The sequence below is a fragment of the Pseudomonas sp. LPB4.O genome, assembly GCF_038383825.1.
GTDB classification, from domain to species: Bacteria; Pseudomonadota; Gammaproteobacteria; order Pseudomonadales; family Pseudomonadaceae; genus Aquipseudomonas; species Aquipseudomonas putida.
Map to the genome: position 1 here is coordinate 1,520,980 of NZ_CP151298.1, position 14,222 is coordinate 1,535,201.

Sequence of the window (14,222 nt, forward strand, 5' to 3'; positions counted from 1 at the left end):
AACCTCAGGCCTTGCGCGGGTTGAGGATCATCAAGGCCAGCACCCCCGCCACAATCCCCCAGAACGCCGAGCCAATCGAGAACAATGTAAGCCCCGAGGCGGTGACCATGAAGGTAATCACTGCCGCCTCCCGCTCGCGCGCTTCGCTCATGGCCACGGTCAGCCCGTTCATGATCGAGCCGAACAGTGCCAGTGCGGCAATCGACAGCACCAGCTCTTTCGGCAACGCTGCAAACAGCGCCGCCAGCGTCGCGCCGAATACCCCGGCAATGCCGTAGAAAATCCCGCACCACACCGCGGCGGTATAGCGTTTGCTCGGGTCTTCATGGGCGTGCGGCCCGGTGCAGATCGCCGCGCTGATCGCCGCCAGGTTGACCCCGTGCGAGCCGAATGGCGCCAGCAGCAGGGAGGCAAAGCCGGTGGCCGAAATCAGCGGCGAGGCTGGCACCTGGTAGCCGTCGGCGCGCAGCACGGCCACGCCGGGCATGTTCTGGGAGGTCATGGCCACGACGAACAGCGGAATGCCAATGCTGATGGTGGCCGCCAGCGAGAAGCTCGGAGTGGTCCACACCGGCTTGGCCACTTCCAGGTGGAACCCGCTGAAGTCCAGCAGGCCCAGGGCGCCGGACAGTGCCGTGCCCACCAGCAGCGCCGCCAGCACGCAGTAACGCGGCGACAACCGCTTGACCAACAGGTAGCTGAAGAACATGCCCAGCACCAGCAATGTGCGATGCTGCGCCGCAACGAAGATTTCGCTGCCGATCTTGAACAGGATGCCCGCCAGCAACGCCGAGGCCAGCGAGGCCGGGATACGCTTGACCAGGCGCTCGAAGCTGCCAGTGAGGCCGCAGATGAGCACCAGCACGGCACAGGTGATGTAGGCACCAATGGCCTCGCCGTAGCTCACTCCGCCCAGACTTGTGATCAGCAACGCGGCGCCGGGGGTAGACCAGGCGATGGTGATGGGGGTGCGGTAGCGCAGCGACAGGCCGATGCTGCACACCGCCATGCCGATCGACAGCGCCCAGATCCATGACGAAATCTGCGCGGTGGTCAGCCCGGCCGCCTGGCCAGCCTGGAACATCAGCACCAGCGAACTGGTATAGCCGGTGAGCATGGCGATGAAGCCGGCGACCACCGCCGACGGGGAGGTATCTGCCAGGGGCCGCAGGCGTGCGGAAGTGGCATCGGTCATGAACAAAGTCCTTGTAAAGGTGTAAGCAGTTTTTTCAGACTACAGCGAGCAAGATTGATCCTTGCCATACAGCGGCCATTGCTTTTAGCCGTACAGTCGCCAACTATTGGGCGCAATTAAAAAACTGCACGGTTTGGCACCTGCCTTTTGTAGGAGCAGCCTTGTGCTGCGAAGAGGCCCTTACAGGCGCAGCAAATGCATGGGCTGAAACGGCCTCTTCGCAGCGCAAGGCTGCTCCTACAAGGGCGATACAGATACGGCGACAGGGGAGAGGGGCGATGTACAAGGTCTATGGCGACTACCAGTCGGGCAACTGCTACAAGGTCAAGCTGATGTTGAGCCTGCTGGGCCGGCCGTATGAATGGCACCCGGTGGACATCCTCAAGGGCGAGACCGAAACGCCCGAGTTTCTGGCGATGAACCCCAACGGCAAGGTGCCCGTGCTGGAGCTGGAGGACGGCAGCTACCTGTGGGAGTCCAATGCCATTCTCAACTTCCTGGCCGATGGCAGCGAGTTCCTGCCCAGCGAACCGCGCCTGCGCACGCAGGTGTTGCAGTGGCAGTTCTTCGAGCAGTACAGCCATGAGCCGTACATTGCCGTGGCGCGCTTTATCCAGTTTTACCTGGGGCTGCCGGATGAGCGGTTAGATGAGTACCGCAAGCTGCACAAGGGCGGCTACAAGGCACTGAGGGTGATGGAGCGACAGCTGCAGATGACGCCTTACCTGGTGGGTGAGCAGTATTCGATTGCCGATGTGGCCTTGTATGCCTACACCCATGTGGCGCAGCAGGGCGGGTTCGACCTGGCCGATTACCCGGCGGTCCGGGGCTGGCTGGAGCGTGTCAGCAGCCACCCGCGGCATGTGCCGATGGTGGGCTGATCTTCATCCTGGACCGGCCCTATCGCCGGCACAGGATGACTAGAATCTGTCAGGCCGACGCGAACCGCTCATCCAGGTAGGCAATGATGGCTTTGGACTCATACATCCAGGTCACCTTGCCGGCTTCTTCAATGCGCAGGCACGGCACTTTCACCCGGCCGCCACCTTCCTGCAGGGCCTGGCGGTGCACCGGGTCGTTCTTGGCATCGCGCAGCGCCACCGGCACGTTCAGCCGGTGCAGGGTACGGCGGGTCTTGACGCAGAACGGGCAGGCATGGAACTGGTACAGCTCCAGGCCCTTGGCCGCTTGCTCGACGCGGGCCTGGGCAGCGGCGTCGCGCTTGCGCTTGGCCGGGCGGCTGATCCAGTCAGCGAACACGATGAGCTGGCCGAGGCCAACCCGCAGGGCTTTGACGATCATGGGCAACTCCTGAAATGCAAAAGCCGACCCGGCGGGGTCGGCTTGGGGTCAGCAGCCAATCACTTGATCAGGCTGAGGAACTCGCTGCGGGTGGCGGCGTTATCGCGGAACTCACCCAGCATCACCGAGGTGATCATGGTCGAGTTCTGCTTCTCGACACCGCGCATCATCATGCACATGTGCTTGGCCTCGACGACCACGGCTACACCGGCGGCACCGGTGACCTGCTGCACGGCTTCGGCGATCTGGCGGCTGAGGTTTTCCTGGATCTGCAGGCGACGGGCATACATGTCGACGATGCGCGCTACCTTCGACAGGCCCAGTACCTTGCCCTTGGGCAGGTAGGCCACGTGTGCCTTGCCGATGAACGGCAGCATGTGGTGTTCGCACATCGAATACAGCTCGATGTCCCGGACCAGCACCATTTCGCTGTTGTCAGAGCTGAACAAAGCGTTGTTGGTGACTTCTTCCAGTGTTTGCTCATAACCGCGGCAAAGGTACTTCATCGCCTTTGCAGCCCGCTTGGGCGTGTCGAGCAGGCCCTCACGGGAGACGTCCTCGCCAATCTGGCTGAGGATCTCGGTGTAGTTCTGTTCCAGGGACATGGATCTACCTGTGGGAAAAAATCGCAAAAACGAAGGTTACGGCGGTGAGGGCGGCGCTGCAAGCGCGGCGTTACTCGTCGCGGCCTTCGAGCATGGTTCGCTTGAGCATCACATACACCGCGCCAGTGCCGCCGTGGCGGGCGCTGCACGAGGCAAAACCGAGCACTTGCGGGTGCTGGCGCAGCCAGGTGTTGACGTGGCTCTTGATCATCGGGCGCTTGCCGTCCAGGCGTGCCGCCTTGCCGTGGGTAACCCGTACGCAGCGCACTTCCAGCTTGGTGGCTTCGGCTATGAAGTCCCACAGGGTTTCGCGGGCCTTTTCCACGGTCATGCCGTGCAGGTCGAGGCTGCCCTCGAACGGGATCTGGCCCAGCTTAAGCTTGCGCAGCTGGCCTTCCTGCACGCCGTCGCGGCGCCACATAAGCTCGTCTTCGGCGCCAACATCGATGACGAACTGGTCGGACATGCCGTCGATGACCAGGGCCTTGTCACTGCGCACGGTTGCAGCGTGGCGCAGCCCGGCCAGCTTCTGGCGGTCGGCCTTGGGCTTGCCGACTTCGGCGCGGTCGTGGCGAATTTGCTTTACGCCACGCACTTCGGCCTTGAACAGGGAAAAATCGTCGTCTTGCATGATGCCTCCACGTGGGCGGCGTAGTTTACGCGACTGTGGGGCCAAGTGCAGCCTGTGCGGGCCTCTTCGCGGGTTCACCCGCGAAGAGGCCCGCACAGGCGACATAAAATCATCAGTCGTGCTTTTTCATCAGATGCGGCGACAGGTTCAATTCCCGCCCGCGACGCAAGCGAATGCGGCTGCGCCGCCAGAAGCGCACGCCCAGCCACAGCAGCAACAAGCCAGCCCCGGTGAGGATGCTGGACAATGGCTTGTTGGCATTGAGTTCTTGCAGGGCAGGGTAGTTGCCCAGCAGGCCTGCGACGCCGGCCATGGCCAGCAGCACGCCCAGGGTCGCCAGCAGCGCCGACAGGCCGGCCGCCAGGCGGGCGCCCCAGTTACGCGGCTGGCGCGTGCGCAGGCGCTTGGCGTCGAAACTGCCTTTAAGCTTCATTCCGCTCTCCTCTGTGGATATCCGGAATTCGACCTGCCGCCGCCCATCGGGTTCCGCCCGGCTGCCGGGCGGTCAAGCCCTGCCGCTCAGATCAGGCTGGCGGTGGGGGCCACGCAAGCGAAGTTGTCGGCCATGACGGCCATTTCGCACTGGTGAATCTGCGCCGCCGGGATGACACCATCCTTGAAGGCCAGGTCGCGGGTTGCCGAGGCGTCTTCCACCAGGGTGCACCGGTAACCATAGTCCTTGGCGCGGCGAACGGTGGTGCTGACGCTGGAATGGCTCATGAAGCCGCAAACAATCAGGTCGAGATGGCCAAGCGCCTGCAGCGTTTCGTGCAGTTGGGTGTTCTTGAATGCGTTGGGCATGCGCTTTTCAATGACGATTTCACCTTCCAGCGGCTCCAGCCCCGGAATGAACTGGCCGGCAGGCCCCTGTGGATCGAAGCGGCCACCGACTGTGCCCAGGTGGCGAACATGGATGATCGGACGGCCGCTCTTACGGGCGGCGTCGAGCAACCTGGCGATGTTGGCCACGGCCTCGTCCATGCCCGACAGCTGCAGGGGCCCACTGAGGTACTCCTTTTGCGCATCGATGATGATCAGGCTGGCGTGGCTCAGCTTGGCCGGCGGGTAGTCGCGGCCAGTGAGGCGGAACATCGTGGTTGGAACGGACATCAAGGGCTCCTTGGAAGGGCTTTTGTATACCTATTGTCCCCTGCCTTGACGCCAATGGGAATGGTTGACAACGCAAGCGGCATGGTTACTGGCCTGTGGCTAGCCTTTGGGCGCTGCAAACGAACAAATGTGCGGGTGGGGCTGTTAGACTTTTGTCCGGTCTGAAATAGGAGTACCCCGTGATCACATCCCGTCTGCGCACGCTGCGCGACTACATCCGCTGGGCGGTCAGCCGCTTCCACGAGCACGACCTGTTCTTCGGCCACGGTGCCGACAACGCCTGGGACGAGGCCCGCCTGCTGGTGCTGGGCGCAGTGCACCTGCCATGGGAGGTGGCCGACAGCTACCTGGACTGCATGCTCGAGGACGACGAGCGGGTACGCCTGCAGCATTTGCTCAAGCGCCGTATCGAAGAGCGGGTGCCAGCCGCCTATCTGTTGGGCGAAGCCTGGTTCTGCGGCATGTCGTTCATCGTCGACGAACGTGTGCTGGTGCCGCGCTCGCCCATTGGCCAACTGATCGAAAAACGCTTCGAGCCGTGGCTGGCGAGCGAGCCCGCGCGCATTCTCGACCTGTGCACGGGTTCGGGCTGCATCGGTATCGTCGCGGCCGACGTGTTCCCCGAGGCCGAGGTGGTGCTGGCCGACCTGTCGTTCGAGGCCCTTGAAGTGGCCAACCAGAATATCGAGCGCCATGGCCTGGACGGCCGTGTGTACACCGTGCAGGGCGATGGCTTTGGCGGTTTGCCGGGGCAGCGTTTCGACCTGATCCTGTCCAACCCGCCGTATGTCGATGCCGAAGACTTCGACGACATGCCGGCCGAGTACCACCACGAGCCAGAACTGGGCCTGGCCTGCGGCAACGACGGCCTGGACCTGGTGCGGCGCATGCTGGCGGAAGCTGCAGACCACCTGACCGACAAGGGCTTGCTGATTGTTGAAGTGGGCAACAGCCAGATCCATGTCGAGGCGTTGTACCCCGAGGTGGACTTTGCCTGGCTGGAGTTCGAGCGTGGCGGGCATGGGGTGTTCATGCTCACCGCGGAGCAGTGCCGCCAGCATCAGGAGTTGTTCAAGGCCCGCGTTTAGGCTATTTGGGGCCGCAAAGCGGCCCCAATATCCACCCGCTCACGCGATATCAGCGGGTGGCTATCCAGATCAACAACCCCGCCTGAAACACCGCAAACGCCACCAGGCAGGTAATGGTAAAGCGCAGGCCGCTGTCTTCGCGGTGGTACTTGGCCACCCGTTCATCGCGCTCGCGCAGTTGCCCTTCCTTTTCCTGCAACTGCTGGTCCGCCTGCTGCAGCAGGTTGGCAGCATCCAGAATGTCCACCCGCTGCAGGCGCTCGTTGCTCCAGGCGGCCTTCAGCTGGCCGACGGTCATGTCCACGGTACGGCCCTTCAGGTGCTGACCGTCCTCGTACTCCACCTCGATACCCACCCCGCGCAAGCAGTGGTCACGGCGCAGGCGCGAGTCCTCGTTGAGGGAATCCTTGTTCGGCAGCGCCATGCCTTCCACCCGGTAGTGCGGCCATTTGCGCTGCAGCCACTGTGCGGCCTGGGCCAGCATGAAGCGGCCGATGCCACGGTTCACCGGCTCCAGTTGCAGGCCATGTTCACTGCCAATGCGCACCAGTCGCTCGGCATGGTCGACGCGGATATCCAGGCGGTTTTGCTCTTTGTGCACCTTTTGCCCAGGCAACTGGATTTCCATGCGCAGCAGGCTGTGGGCCTTGTCGTGGCGCTCGGCATAACCGAACTGCACAAAGCGCAGCGGCCGTGCGCCGGTGCTGCGGTCGGTGGGCAGAGCGGCCAGGCGCAGCAGCTGGAAGTGTTCGGCGGCCAGCTCGGCCCAAGGCAGGGCAGGGCTTTCCTGGGGTTCATCGGCCGGCTCTACGGCGGCGGGGGCGGTGGTCATCAGGCTTGTCCTCGGCTATGCCTGCTGTATCGGCAGGCTTGCCACGGACCTGAGCCCTTACCTCACGCCGAAGGCAAATGCTGGATGAACGTCACAATTCGCTCCCCCAGCTCGCGCGCCAGCGGCAGCTCGGGGTTGAGGTAGCTGTCGCGCTGCTGGCTCATGCCCCTGGGGCTGATGCGCAGCATGTGGTTCATGCCGTCGATCAGCACAAGCTGCGCATCCGGCTTGGCCGCCTTCAGCCGTTCGGCGTCGGTGACGTCCACCTGCACGTCGTTGCGCCCCTGCACGATCAATGCGGGCATGGGCAGGCGGGCGAAGGCTGCCGCCGGGTTCTGCTGGAACAGCGAGATCAGGTACGGCTGCACGCTGGGGCGGAACACCTGGCGCAGTGGCGCGGGCACTTCCAGGCTGGTTTGCCCGGCCTGCAGGCGGTCGAGCAGGGCGCTGCCACCGGCCAGTTGCGCCGGGGGCAGGCGCTGGGCCAGTTGCTCGCGCAGTACGTCGGCCAGCGGCCTGCCGCTGCCGGCCAAGGTGATCACTGCGCTGGCGCCGGCCTGCTCGGCGGCCAGGCTGGCGATCAGCGCGCCTTCGCTATGGCCGACCAGGATCAGCGGGCCGAAGCGCGGGTCGGCCTTGAGTTTGTGGCTCCAGGCGATCACATCGGCCACGTAGCGCTCCACGCTGAGGTCGCGCTCATCGGGCGTGGCCGGCTGGCTGGCAGCCACCCCACGTTTGTCGTAGCGCACGCTGGCGATATGCTCGTTGGCCAGCAGCAGCGCCAGCCGCTTGAGGTTGTCGATGCGGCCCGACGCCGGGTTGTTGCCGTCGCGGTCTGTGGGGCCGGAGCCAGCGATGATCAGCACCACCGGCGGCGGGGTGGCCTGTTGCGGCAGCAGCAGGCTGCCGTGCAGCACGCCTTGGCCAGTGTCCAGGTCGATCGGGCGTTGCAGCACAGTAGGGGCGGCGGCCTGGGCCAGGCCGGTGCACAGCAGGAAGAGCAAGGCGACGAGGCGCGACATCATGCGGTACTACATGGAAAGATGAAGGTTTGACACAGTGTTTGCGGGAAGGTTCTAGGGTGGTGTGTTGCAGGATCGGCCCCATCGCCGGCAAGCCAGCTCCTACAGGTCTACCACAGGCCCAGGCCTTGTAGATTACCTCTGGGAGCTGGCCTGCCGGCGATAGGGCCAGTACAGACAACCAATCCATCTGTATACTGCCGCTTTCGTCCATTTCAGGCAGAACTCGCGGAGCGTCCATGTCCGGTAATACCTACGGCAAGCTGTTCACTGTCACCACCGCTGGCGAAAGCCATGGCCCGGCGTTGGTCGCCATTGTCGATGGATGCCCACCGGGCCTGGAAATTTCCCTGGCCGACCTGCAGCACGACCTCGACCGGCGCAAGCCCGGCACCAGCCGGCACACCACCCAGCGCCAGGAAGCCGATGAGGTGGAAATCCTTTCCGGCGTGTTCGAAGGCCGCACCACCGGCTGCTCGATTGGCCTGCTGATCCGCAACACCGACCAGAAGTCCAAGGACTACTCGGCCATCAAGGACCTGTTCCGTCCGGCCCACGCCGACTACACCTACCACCACAAGTACGGCATCCGCGACTACCGCGGCGGTGGCCGCAGCTCGGCCCGCGAAACCGCCATGCGCGTGGCCGCCGGTGCCATCGCCAAGAAGTACCTGGCCACCCAGGGCATCACCGTTCGTGGCTACATGAGCCAGTTGGGCCCTATCGAAATCCCGTTCAAGACCTGGGAATCGGTGGAGCAGAACGCCTTCTTCAGCCCCGACCCGGACAAGGTGCCGGAGCTGGAGGCGTACATGGACCAACTGCGCCGTGACCAGGACTCGGTGGGTGCCAAGATCACCGTGGTGGCCGAGGGCGTGATGCCGGGCCTGGGCGAACCGATCTTCGACCGCCTGGACGCAGAACTGGCCCACGCGCTGATGAGCATCAACGCGGTCAAGGGCGTGGAAATCGGCGCCGGCTTCGCCAGCGTGGCCCAACGCGGCACCGAGCACCGTGACGAGCTCACCCCGGAAGGCTTCCTCAGCAACAACGCCGGCGGCATCCTGGGCGGCATTTCTTCGGGCCAGCCAATCGTTGCCCACCTGGCGCTGAAACCGACCTCCAGCATCACCACCCCGGGCCGCTCGATCGACGTCGACGGCAACCCGGTGGACGTCATCACCAAAGGCCGCCACGACCCGTGCGTGGGCATCCGCGCCACGCCGATCGCCGAGGCGATGATGGCCATCGCGCTGATGGACCACCTGCTGCGCCACCGCGCGCAGAATGCCGATGTGAAGGTAACCACCCCGGTGCTGGGCCAGCTCTGACCGTGTTGCTTGCGCCGGCCCGCTCTTTGCAGGAGCAGCCTTGTGCTGCGAAAGGGCCGGTGCAGCAAGCACACATCTCTATGGCGACACCGGCCCTTTCGCAGCACAAGGCTGCTTCTACAGGTGGGTGCCGGTTCAGACGGTAAATCCATGCAACCCATCCCCTACTGGCGCCTGTCCAGCTTCTACCTCTTTTACTTCGCCCTGCTAGGTTCCACCGCCCCCTTCCTGGCGCTGTACTTCGACCACCTGGGCTTCTCCCCGGCGCGCATCGGCGAGCTGGTGGCCATCCCCATGCTGATGCGCTGCATCGCCCCCAACCTGTGGGGCTGGCTGGGCGACCGTACCGGCCAGCGCTTGCTGATCGTGCGCCTGGGCGCGTTGTCTACCCTGGCCACCTTCGCCCTGATCTTCTTCGGCAAAAGCTACGCCTGGCTGGCGCTGGTGATGGCCCTGCACGCGTTCTTCTGGCATGCCGTGCTGCCGCAGTTCGAGGTCATTACCCTGGCCCACCTGCACGGGCAAACAGCGCGCTACAGCCAGGTGCGCCTGTGGGGCTCGATCGGCTTCATCCTGACGGTGGTTGGCCTGGGCCGCCTGTTCGAATGGCTGAGCCTGGACATCTACCCGGTGGCCCTGGTCACGATCATGGCCGGCATTGTCGCCGCCAGCCTGTGGGTGCCCAATGCCCAGCCGGTGGAGCAGGGCGAGCGCAGCGGGGCGGGTGGTTTTGTGCAGCAGCTGCGTGCCCCGGGGGTGATCGCGTTCTACGCCTGTGTGGCGCTGATGCAACTCAGCCACGGGCCGTACTACACCTTCCTTACCCTGCACCTGGAGCACCTGGGCTACAGCCGCAGTGCCATCGGCCTGCTGTGGGCGCTGGGGGTGGTGGCCGAGGTGCTGATGTTCATGGTCATGAGCCGGCTGTTCGCGCGCTTCAGTGTGCAACGCGTATTGCTGGTCAGCTTCCTGCTGGCGGCGCTGCGCTGGTTGTTGCTGGGCAATCTGGCCCATGAACCGGCCGTGCTGATCTTCGCCCAGCTGCTGCACGCGGCCACCTTCGGCTGCTTCCACGCTGCCAGCATCGCGTTCGTGCAAGCCAGTTTCGGCGCCCGCCAGCAGGGCCAAGGCCAGGCATTGTACGCGGCGCTGTCGGGCACCGGCGGCGCGCTGGGGGCATTGTATTCGGGCTACAGCTGGAAACTGCTGGGCCCCACCTTCACCTTTGGTATGGCCAGTGCCGCAGCCCTGGCTGCAGCCGTTATCATTGCCCTTTGTTCGCAACCGACCAGGACCCGCCCCTGATGAGCATTCTCAGCGTTTTCCACCCCGCCAGCCCGGAACTGCCGAACAAGGTGCTGACCCACCACGAGGACATCGCCGCCACCCTGGCTGAACAGGGCGTGCGTTTTACCCACCGCGAGCATGGCCTGCGGGTGCGGCCCGGCACAGCACAAGACGAGGTGCTGGACGTATGCCGTGAGCATCTGGACCAGTTGATGACGGCACACGGCAGCAAGGCCTACGTGTTGTTGAACCGTGACGGTGAAGCCCCGGTGCAGGCCGATGTACGCGATGAGCATGTGCATGGCGCCGAAGAGGTGTTTGCCGTGGTCAGTGGACGTGCTCAGGTTGGCCTGCGGTTGGGCGACTGGGTGTACTCGGTACTGTGCGAGAAGGGTGACCAGCTAGTGATACCAGCGGGCACGCGTCGCTGGGTAGAGCTGGGCGATACGCCGTTTTGCCTGGCGCTGCGTCTGTATGGCAGCAAGCAAGGCGTGCAGGCGCAGTTTACCGGGGATGCGACTGCGCGGGCGTTTCTGGGGATTGACCAATTCTGACGACCTTGCCGTCCTCTTCGCAGCACAAGGCTGCTGCTACAGGGGATCGCGTCCGGTCGGCGGTCGCGTTCACTTGTAGGAGCAGCCTTGTGCTGCGAAGAGGCCAGATCAGGCAACACAAAACTCAGCGGTAGGTCGGCAGGGCAAACCGTTGCTGGCTTTGCAGCATGCCAATCACCGGCAATTCACTGGCCTGTTCAGCCAAGTCACGGCGGATGGCGCTGATTGCCCAGGACAACTGTTCGGCGCTGTGCAGTTGCCCATAGGTCAACACCCGGCGGGTCACCTTGCCATCCGTCGCGCGCAGCGTAAGCAACACCCCGCCATCAGGACGCGCCTGGGTGTTCACTTGATAGGCCGAAAATACCGAGACGAACTTTTGCTGGATGAGGTCCATATCAACTCCTGGCTGTTATGTGGCAGACATGAGTTGATGGTTGCAGCGACCGTGCCAGAACTTGATTGTAAGAAAAACCCAGTAAATACAGGTACTTATGGGTTGTTTTCAGAGGCGGCGCCGTGCAGGTTGCATGGTCGTGCATTTTGCACAGTGCATTTTGCACGGATCCGGCTTTACCTATCGGCCCTATAGAATCTGAACCTTTGACCGCAATGGCGTGCCTGACAAAGACTTGGGCAATCATTTATGCCAGGAGGTTCCCGATGTCCAGCCAAACCGCGCCCGCCACCATGACCGATGACGAAACCGCTGCATTCGCAGAGCAGGTATTCGAACGTGCCCGCCAGGGCGATGCCGAAATGCTTGGGCGCTTGCTTGCCAGTGGCCTGCCGGCCAACCTGCGCAACCACAAGGGCGACACCTTGCTGATGCTGGCCAGCTACCACGGCCACCACGACGCAGTGCGGGTGCTGCTGGCGCAGGGCGCCGACCCGCTGATTGCCAACGACAACGGCCAGTTGCCCATTGCCGGTGCTGCATTCAAGGGGGACCTGGCGATGATCCGCCTGCTGCTGGAGCACGGCGTGCCGGTGGACGCCGCTGCGCAGGACGGGCGTACCGCGTTGATGCTGGCGGCCATGTTCAACCGCAGCGAAATCCTTGAATACCTGTTGGCCCAAGGCGCCGACCCGGCGCGCCAGGATGCCCGCGGCGCCACCGCGCTGATGGCGGCGCAAACCATGGGTGCGGTGGACGCTGCTGCACGCTTGCAAACGCTGGCCGGCTAACCGCAAGGGGGCATTTGCGGCTATCCTTGGCGACTTTTCACCCGTCGCAGGCCCCCTTTCATGAAAACTCAGTTGCTCGAATTCATCAGCCTCATTGGCGCCGGCTGCATGCGTGAGGCCGACATCGAGCGCATCGCCGACGAGGCCGCCCAGGCCTACGCCGACCCGGCCGCTTTCTTGGCAGCCAACCCGGACATCAACTACGACGACAGCTTCCCCATCCCCCTGGGCGAATGGGTGGTGCTGGGCAGCCTGCCGGACACGGTGGTGTTCCAGGCCGACAGCTACCAGGACCTGTTCCAGCAGATCAGCGACTCGTTCGACAACAGCGTGCCGTTTACCCTCAAGCCCAAGCAGCTGGCCCGCACCGAGCCACTCACCGCGCTCAACCGCATCCAGGTACAGATGGGCGCGTTGAACAAAGAAGCCGGTGGTTATGTGCTGTTGAACTTCAGCCAGCTGCTGGATGACGAGCTGCAGGTGGTGATGGTGGGCCAGAACGACCTGGCGCGGGTGCTAGAGCTGGGTGCCGAGCTGGGCATCAAGGTCGAGCCGGCCCTGGAAGCCCTGAAAGTCGCTGTACACGTTTGATTTCATCGTTTGTTTCTTCGCGGGCAAGCCCGCGAAGAGGCCGGCACTGGCAACCTCAAAACCTCAGCCCAGCGCGGTATCCAGAAACATCATCACCGCAAACCCACCCATCAAACCCAGGGTCGCCGCCGTCTGGTGCCCGTTACGGTGGGTTTCGGGGATCACCTCGTGGCTTACCACAAAGATCATCGCTCCCGCCGCCAGCCCCATGCTGATCGGGTAGGCGAGGGCAAAGCCGGTCGAAATCCCCAGCCCGATCACCGCCCCCAGCGGCTCCATCAGCCCGGACCCTATCGCAACCAGTGCCGCTTTCATGTTCGACAGCCCGGTGGCGCGCAGGGCCAGCGCGACGGCCAGCCCCTCAGGGATGTCCTGAATGGCGATGGCGCTGGTCAGTGGCAGCCCGATGTTCATGTCGCCATTGGCGAAGCTCACGCCAATGGCCATGCCTTCGGGCAGATTGTGCAGGGTGATCGCCAGCACGAACAACCACACCCGGCTGATGCGCTCCGCCTCAGGGCCGCACGGGCCGGTGCTTTCGTGCTCATGCGGGGTGAAACGGTCCAGGCCCAGCATCAGCAGCACGCCCAGGCCCATGCCCAGCACCACGGTAAAGGCCGCAGCGGGGCCGTTGCCGGTGATCTCGCGGGCGGCGTCCAGGCCCGGCAGAATCAGCGAAAACGAACTGGCGGCCAGCATCATGCCGGCGGCAAAACCAAGCATCACATCCTGGTTGCGGGCGCTGACGTCGCGCAGCACCACTGCCAGCACCGCACCCAGCGCGGTGGCGCCAAAGCCGGACAACCCACCCAGCACGGCCAGGTGCAGGTTATCGGCATGGTCGCCGTTCACCGCGTTCCAGAAACTGGCCGCCAGCAGTGCGACCACAGCCAGCAGGCTCAGGCCCAGGCCGGCACTGAGCCAGGGGGTGTTGGCTACCTGCTGGCGCCAGGCGTGCAGCAGTGACGATGGGGCGGCGCTTTGGCTGTGTGCGGGGGGCATGCGAACCTCGAATCAATTATTGCAGTCAGTCTACTCAGGGACCTGCGCCAACGGCCAAGGATTCCCTTCTATTGGTGCGATAGCTGGCTATGCTGTGCAGCAAAGCCTCTGGGCAAGGAGTTTAAGCATGGGGTCTACATTCAACAGCCTGGTCGGGCTGATCATTCTGGCGCTGGATATCTGGGCCATCCTCAATGTGATCAAGAGTGGCCGCGAGGTGGGTATCAAGGTGTTGTGGATCTTGTTGATCGCACTGCTGCCGGTGGTGGGGCTGGTGATCTGGGCGATTGCCGGGCCGCGGGGGAATGTGCGCATCTGAACCCTGTGAGGTGCTCATTGTGGAAGCGGCCGGTGTAACAGGTATAAGCGGTAATGGGGCCGTGACAAAATTTTCACATTGGTTTAAACAGAATCCGCACCCGCACAATGCTGCGTTGGTCTAGCACCAGCGCCTCTTCGCAAACCGCAATCCTAGGACCTTCCC

At 63.8% G+C, this 14,222-nt stretch carries 18 protein-coding genes; 8 read left to right on the top strand and 10 right to left on the bottom strand.

The genetic code is table 11. The annotated features are described in order from the left end of the window. Window positions 1-4: 4 nt before the first annotated feature. Window positions 5-1,195 (bottom strand): benzoate/H(+) symporter BenE family transporter, encoded by a 1,191-nt coding sequence (locus MRBLPB4O_RS06850; protein ID WP_019471938.1) that lies wholly within the window; start codon window positions 1,193-1,195, stop codon window positions 5-7. Window positions 1,196-1,473: 278 nt separating this feature from the next. Here MRBLPB4O_RS06850 and MRBLPB4O_RS06855 point away from each other — a divergent pair, with 278 nt between their 5' ends. Continuing rightward, window positions 1,474-2,076, top strand: coding sequence for a glutathione S-transferase family protein (locus MRBLPB4O_RS06855; RefSeq protein ID WP_341797895.1), 603 nt, complete (start codon window positions 1,474-1,476; stop codon window positions 2,074-2,076). Between the two features lie 49 nt (window positions 2,077-2,125). Here the strand turns inward: MRBLPB4O_RS06855 and MRBLPB4O_RS06860 are convergent, their stop codons facing one another. The 5 genes from MRBLPB4O_RS06860 to MRBLPB4O_RS06880 all read right to left on the bottom strand — a co-directional run bounded on the left by MRBLPB4O_RS06860 (window position 2,126) and on the right by MRBLPB4O_RS06880 (window position 4,843). Beyond that, window positions 2,126-2,497 carry a glutaredoxin gene (locus tag MRBLPB4O_RS06860; protein ID WP_016500969.1) on the bottom strand — a complete coding sequence of 124 codons (372 nt, stop codon included), beginning with the start codon at window positions 2,495-2,497 and terminating at the stop codon, window positions 2,126-2,128. 59 nt (window positions 2,498-2,556) lie between these two features. After that, entirely contained in the window at window positions 2,557-3,102 is a 546-nt protein-coding gene (gene folE / locus MRBLPB4O_RS06865; RefSeq protein WP_003252789.1) for a GTP cyclohydrolase I FolE, read from the bottom strand. Between the two features lie 70 nt (window positions 3,103-3,172). Further along, the gene (locus MRBLPB4O_RS06870; RefSeq protein ID WP_341797896.1) at window positions 3,173-3,733 is read right to left on the bottom strand and encodes a Smr/MutS family protein; all 561 of its coding nucleotides are present in this window, start codon (window positions 3,731-3,733) and stop codon (window positions 3,173-3,175) included. A gap of 112 nt (window positions 3,734-3,845) precedes the next feature. After that, window positions 3,846-4,166, bottom strand: a complete 321-nt coding sequence (locus tag MRBLPB4O_RS06875) for a hypothetical protein (RefSeq protein ID WP_114942694.1) — start codon at window positions 4,164-4,166, stop codon at window positions 3,846-3,848. A gap of 86 nt (window positions 4,167-4,252) precedes the next feature. Next, complete coding sequence (locus tag MRBLPB4O_RS06880; protein WP_012271080.1) at window positions 4,253-4,843, bottom strand: cysteine hydrolase family protein; 591 nt, start codon at window positions 4,841-4,843, stop codon at window positions 4,253-4,255. Window positions 4,844-5,022: 179 nt separating this feature from the next. On the opposite strand from MRBLPB4O_RS06880, the gene prmB reads away from it, so the two are divergent. After that, window positions 5,023-5,931: a 50S ribosomal protein L3 N(5)-glutamine methyltransferase gene (gene prmB / locus MRBLPB4O_RS06885; protein ID WP_016500966.1), complete on the top strand. Its 909-nt coding sequence runs from the start codon at window positions 5,023-5,025 to the stop codon at window positions 5,929-5,931. Between the two features lie 49 nt (window positions 5,932-5,980). On the opposite strand, the gene MRBLPB4O_RS06890 is transcribed toward prmB, so the two are convergent. Further along, a complete protein-coding gene (locus MRBLPB4O_RS06890; RefSeq protein ID WP_341797897.1) occupies window positions 5,981-6,763 on the bottom strand; it encodes a hypothetical protein in 783 nt (260 codons plus the stop codon). Window positions 6,764-6,825: 62 nt separating this feature from the next. Beyond that, window positions 6,826-7,788 carry an alpha/beta fold hydrolase gene (locus MRBLPB4O_RS06895; protein ID WP_341797898.1) on the bottom strand — a complete coding sequence of 321 codons (963 nt, stop codon included), beginning with the start codon at window positions 7,786-7,788 and terminating at the stop codon, window positions 6,826-6,828. A gap of 236 nt (window positions 7,789-8,024) precedes the next feature. On the opposite strand from MRBLPB4O_RS06895, the gene aroC reads away from it, so the two are divergent. From aroC to MRBLPB4O_RS06910, 3 genes are all read left to right on the top strand, one after another. Next, window positions 8,025-9,116: a chorismate synthase gene (gene aroC, locus MRBLPB4O_RS06900; RefSeq protein ID WP_016500963.1), complete on the top strand. Its 1,092-nt coding sequence runs from the start codon at window positions 8,025-8,027 to the stop codon at window positions 9,114-9,116. A 150-nt stretch (window positions 9,117-9,266) separates the two neighbouring features. Then, window positions 9,267-10,421 carry an MFS transporter gene (locus tag MRBLPB4O_RS06905; RefSeq protein WP_341797899.1) on the top strand — a complete coding sequence of 385 codons (1,155 nt, stop codon included), beginning with the start codon at window positions 9,267-9,269 and terminating at the stop codon, window positions 10,419-10,421. Continuing rightward, on the top strand, window positions 10,421-10,957 hold the full coding sequence (locus MRBLPB4O_RS06910; RefSeq protein WP_341797900.1) for an oxidase: 537 nt from the start codon (window positions 10,421-10,423) through the stop codon (window positions 10,955-10,957). Before MRBLPB4O_RS06905 ends, MRBLPB4O_RS06910 begins: the two co-directional genes overlap by 1 nt. 124 nt (window positions 10,958-11,081) lie before the next feature. Here MRBLPB4O_RS06910 and MRBLPB4O_RS06915 read toward each other — a convergent pair whose 3' ends face one another. Then, window positions 11,082-11,354, bottom strand: a complete 273-nt coding sequence (locus tag MRBLPB4O_RS06915) for a DUF3509 domain-containing protein (protein ID WP_016500960.1) — start codon at window positions 11,352-11,354, stop codon at window positions 11,082-11,084. A 266-nt stretch (window positions 11,355-11,620) separates the two neighbouring features. Here MRBLPB4O_RS06915 and MRBLPB4O_RS06920 point away from each other — a divergent pair, with 266 nt between their 5' ends. Beyond that, window positions 11,621-12,145 (top strand): ankyrin repeat domain-containing protein, encoded by a 525-nt coding sequence (locus tag MRBLPB4O_RS06920; RefSeq protein WP_341797901.1) that lies wholly within the window; start codon window positions 11,621-11,623, stop codon window positions 12,143-12,145. Between the two features lie 60 nt (window positions 12,146-12,205). Then, entirely contained in the window at window positions 12,206-12,736 is a 531-nt protein-coding gene (locus tag MRBLPB4O_RS06925; RefSeq protein WP_016500958.1) for a hypothetical protein, read from the top strand. Between the two features lie 63 nt (window positions 12,737-12,799). Here MRBLPB4O_RS06925 and MRBLPB4O_RS06930 read toward each other — a convergent pair whose 3' ends face one another. Beyond that, window positions 12,800-13,738 (bottom strand): ZIP family metal transporter, encoded by a 939-nt coding sequence (locus MRBLPB4O_RS06930; RefSeq protein ID WP_049274066.1) that lies wholly within the window; start codon window positions 13,736-13,738, stop codon window positions 12,800-12,802. Between the two features lie 127 nt (window positions 13,739-13,865). On the opposite strand from MRBLPB4O_RS06930, the gene MRBLPB4O_RS06935 reads away from it, so the two are divergent. Further along, complete coding sequence (locus MRBLPB4O_RS06935; RefSeq protein ID WP_258655678.1) at window positions 13,866-14,057, top strand: PLD nuclease N-terminal domain-containing protein; 192 nt, start codon at window positions 13,866-13,868, stop codon at window positions 14,055-14,057. Window positions 14,058-14,222: the final 165 nt, after the last annotated feature.

Coding starts and splice junctions, on each gene's coding strand:
- MRBLPB4O_RS06860 (WP_016500969.1), bottom strand. CDS start 2,497: ATGATCGTCAAAGCCCTGCGGGTTGGCCTCGGCCAGCTCATCGTGTTC.
- MRBLPB4O_RS06925 (WP_016500958.1), top strand. CDS start 12,206: ATGAAAACTCAGTTGCTCGAATTCATCAGCCTCATTGGCGCCGGCTGC.
- MRBLPB4O_RS06890 (WP_341797897.1), bottom strand. CDS start 6,763: ATGACCACCGCCCCCGCCGCCGTAGAGCCGGCCGATGAACCCCAGGAA.
- MRBLPB4O_RS06920 (WP_341797901.1), top strand. CDS start 11,621: ATGTCCAGCCAAACCGCGCCCGCCACCATGACCGATGACGAAACCGCT.
- MRBLPB4O_RS06880 (WP_012271080.1), bottom strand. CDS start 4,843: ATGTCCGTTCCAACCACGATGTTCCGCCTCACTGGCCGCGACTACCCG.
- MRBLPB4O_RS06895 (WP_341797898.1), bottom strand. CDS start 7,788: ATGATGTCGCGCCTCGTCGCCTTGCTCTTCCTGCTGTGCACCGGCCTG.
- MRBLPB4O_RS06930 (WP_049274066.1), bottom strand. CDS start 13,738: ATGCCCCCCGCACACAGCCAAAGCGCCGCCCCATCGTCACTGCTGCAC.
- MRBLPB4O_RS06915 (WP_016500960.1), bottom strand. CDS start 11,354: ATGGACCTCATCCAGCAAAAGTTCGTCTCGGTATTTTCGGCCTATCAA.
- MRBLPB4O_RS06870 (WP_341797896.1), bottom strand. CDS start 3,733: ATGCAAGACGACGATTTTTCCCTGTTCAAGGCCGAAGTGCGTGGCGTA.
- MRBLPB4O_RS06935 (WP_258655678.1), top strand. CDS start 13,866: ATGGGGTCTACATTCAACAGCCTGGTCGGGCTGATCATTCTGGCGCTG.
- MRBLPB4O_RS06875 (WP_114942694.1), bottom strand. CDS start 4,166: ATGAAGCTTAAAGGCAGTTTCGACGCCAAGCGCCTGCGCACGCGCCAG.
- folE (WP_003252789.1), bottom strand. CDS start 3,102: ATGTCCCTGGAACAGAACTACACCGAGATCCTCAGCCAGATTGGCGAG.
- MRBLPB4O_RS06850 (WP_019471938.1), bottom strand. CDS start 1,195: ATGACCGATGCCACTTCCGCACGCCTGCGGCCCCTGGCAGATACCTCC.
- aroC (WP_016500963.1), top strand. CDS start 8,025: ATGTCCGGTAATACCTACGGCAAGCTGTTCACTGTCACCACCGCTGGC.
- MRBLPB4O_RS06905 (WP_341797899.1), top strand. CDS start 9,267: ATGCAACCCATCCCCTACTGGCGCCTGTCCAGCTTCTACCTCTTTTAC.
- MRBLPB4O_RS06855 (WP_341797895.1), top strand. CDS start 1,474: ATGTACAAGGTCTATGGCGACTACCAGTCGGGCAACTGCTACAAGGTC.
- MRBLPB4O_RS06910 (WP_341797900.1), top strand. CDS start 10,421: ATGAGCATTCTCAGCGTTTTCCACCCCGCCAGCCCGGAACTGCCGAAC.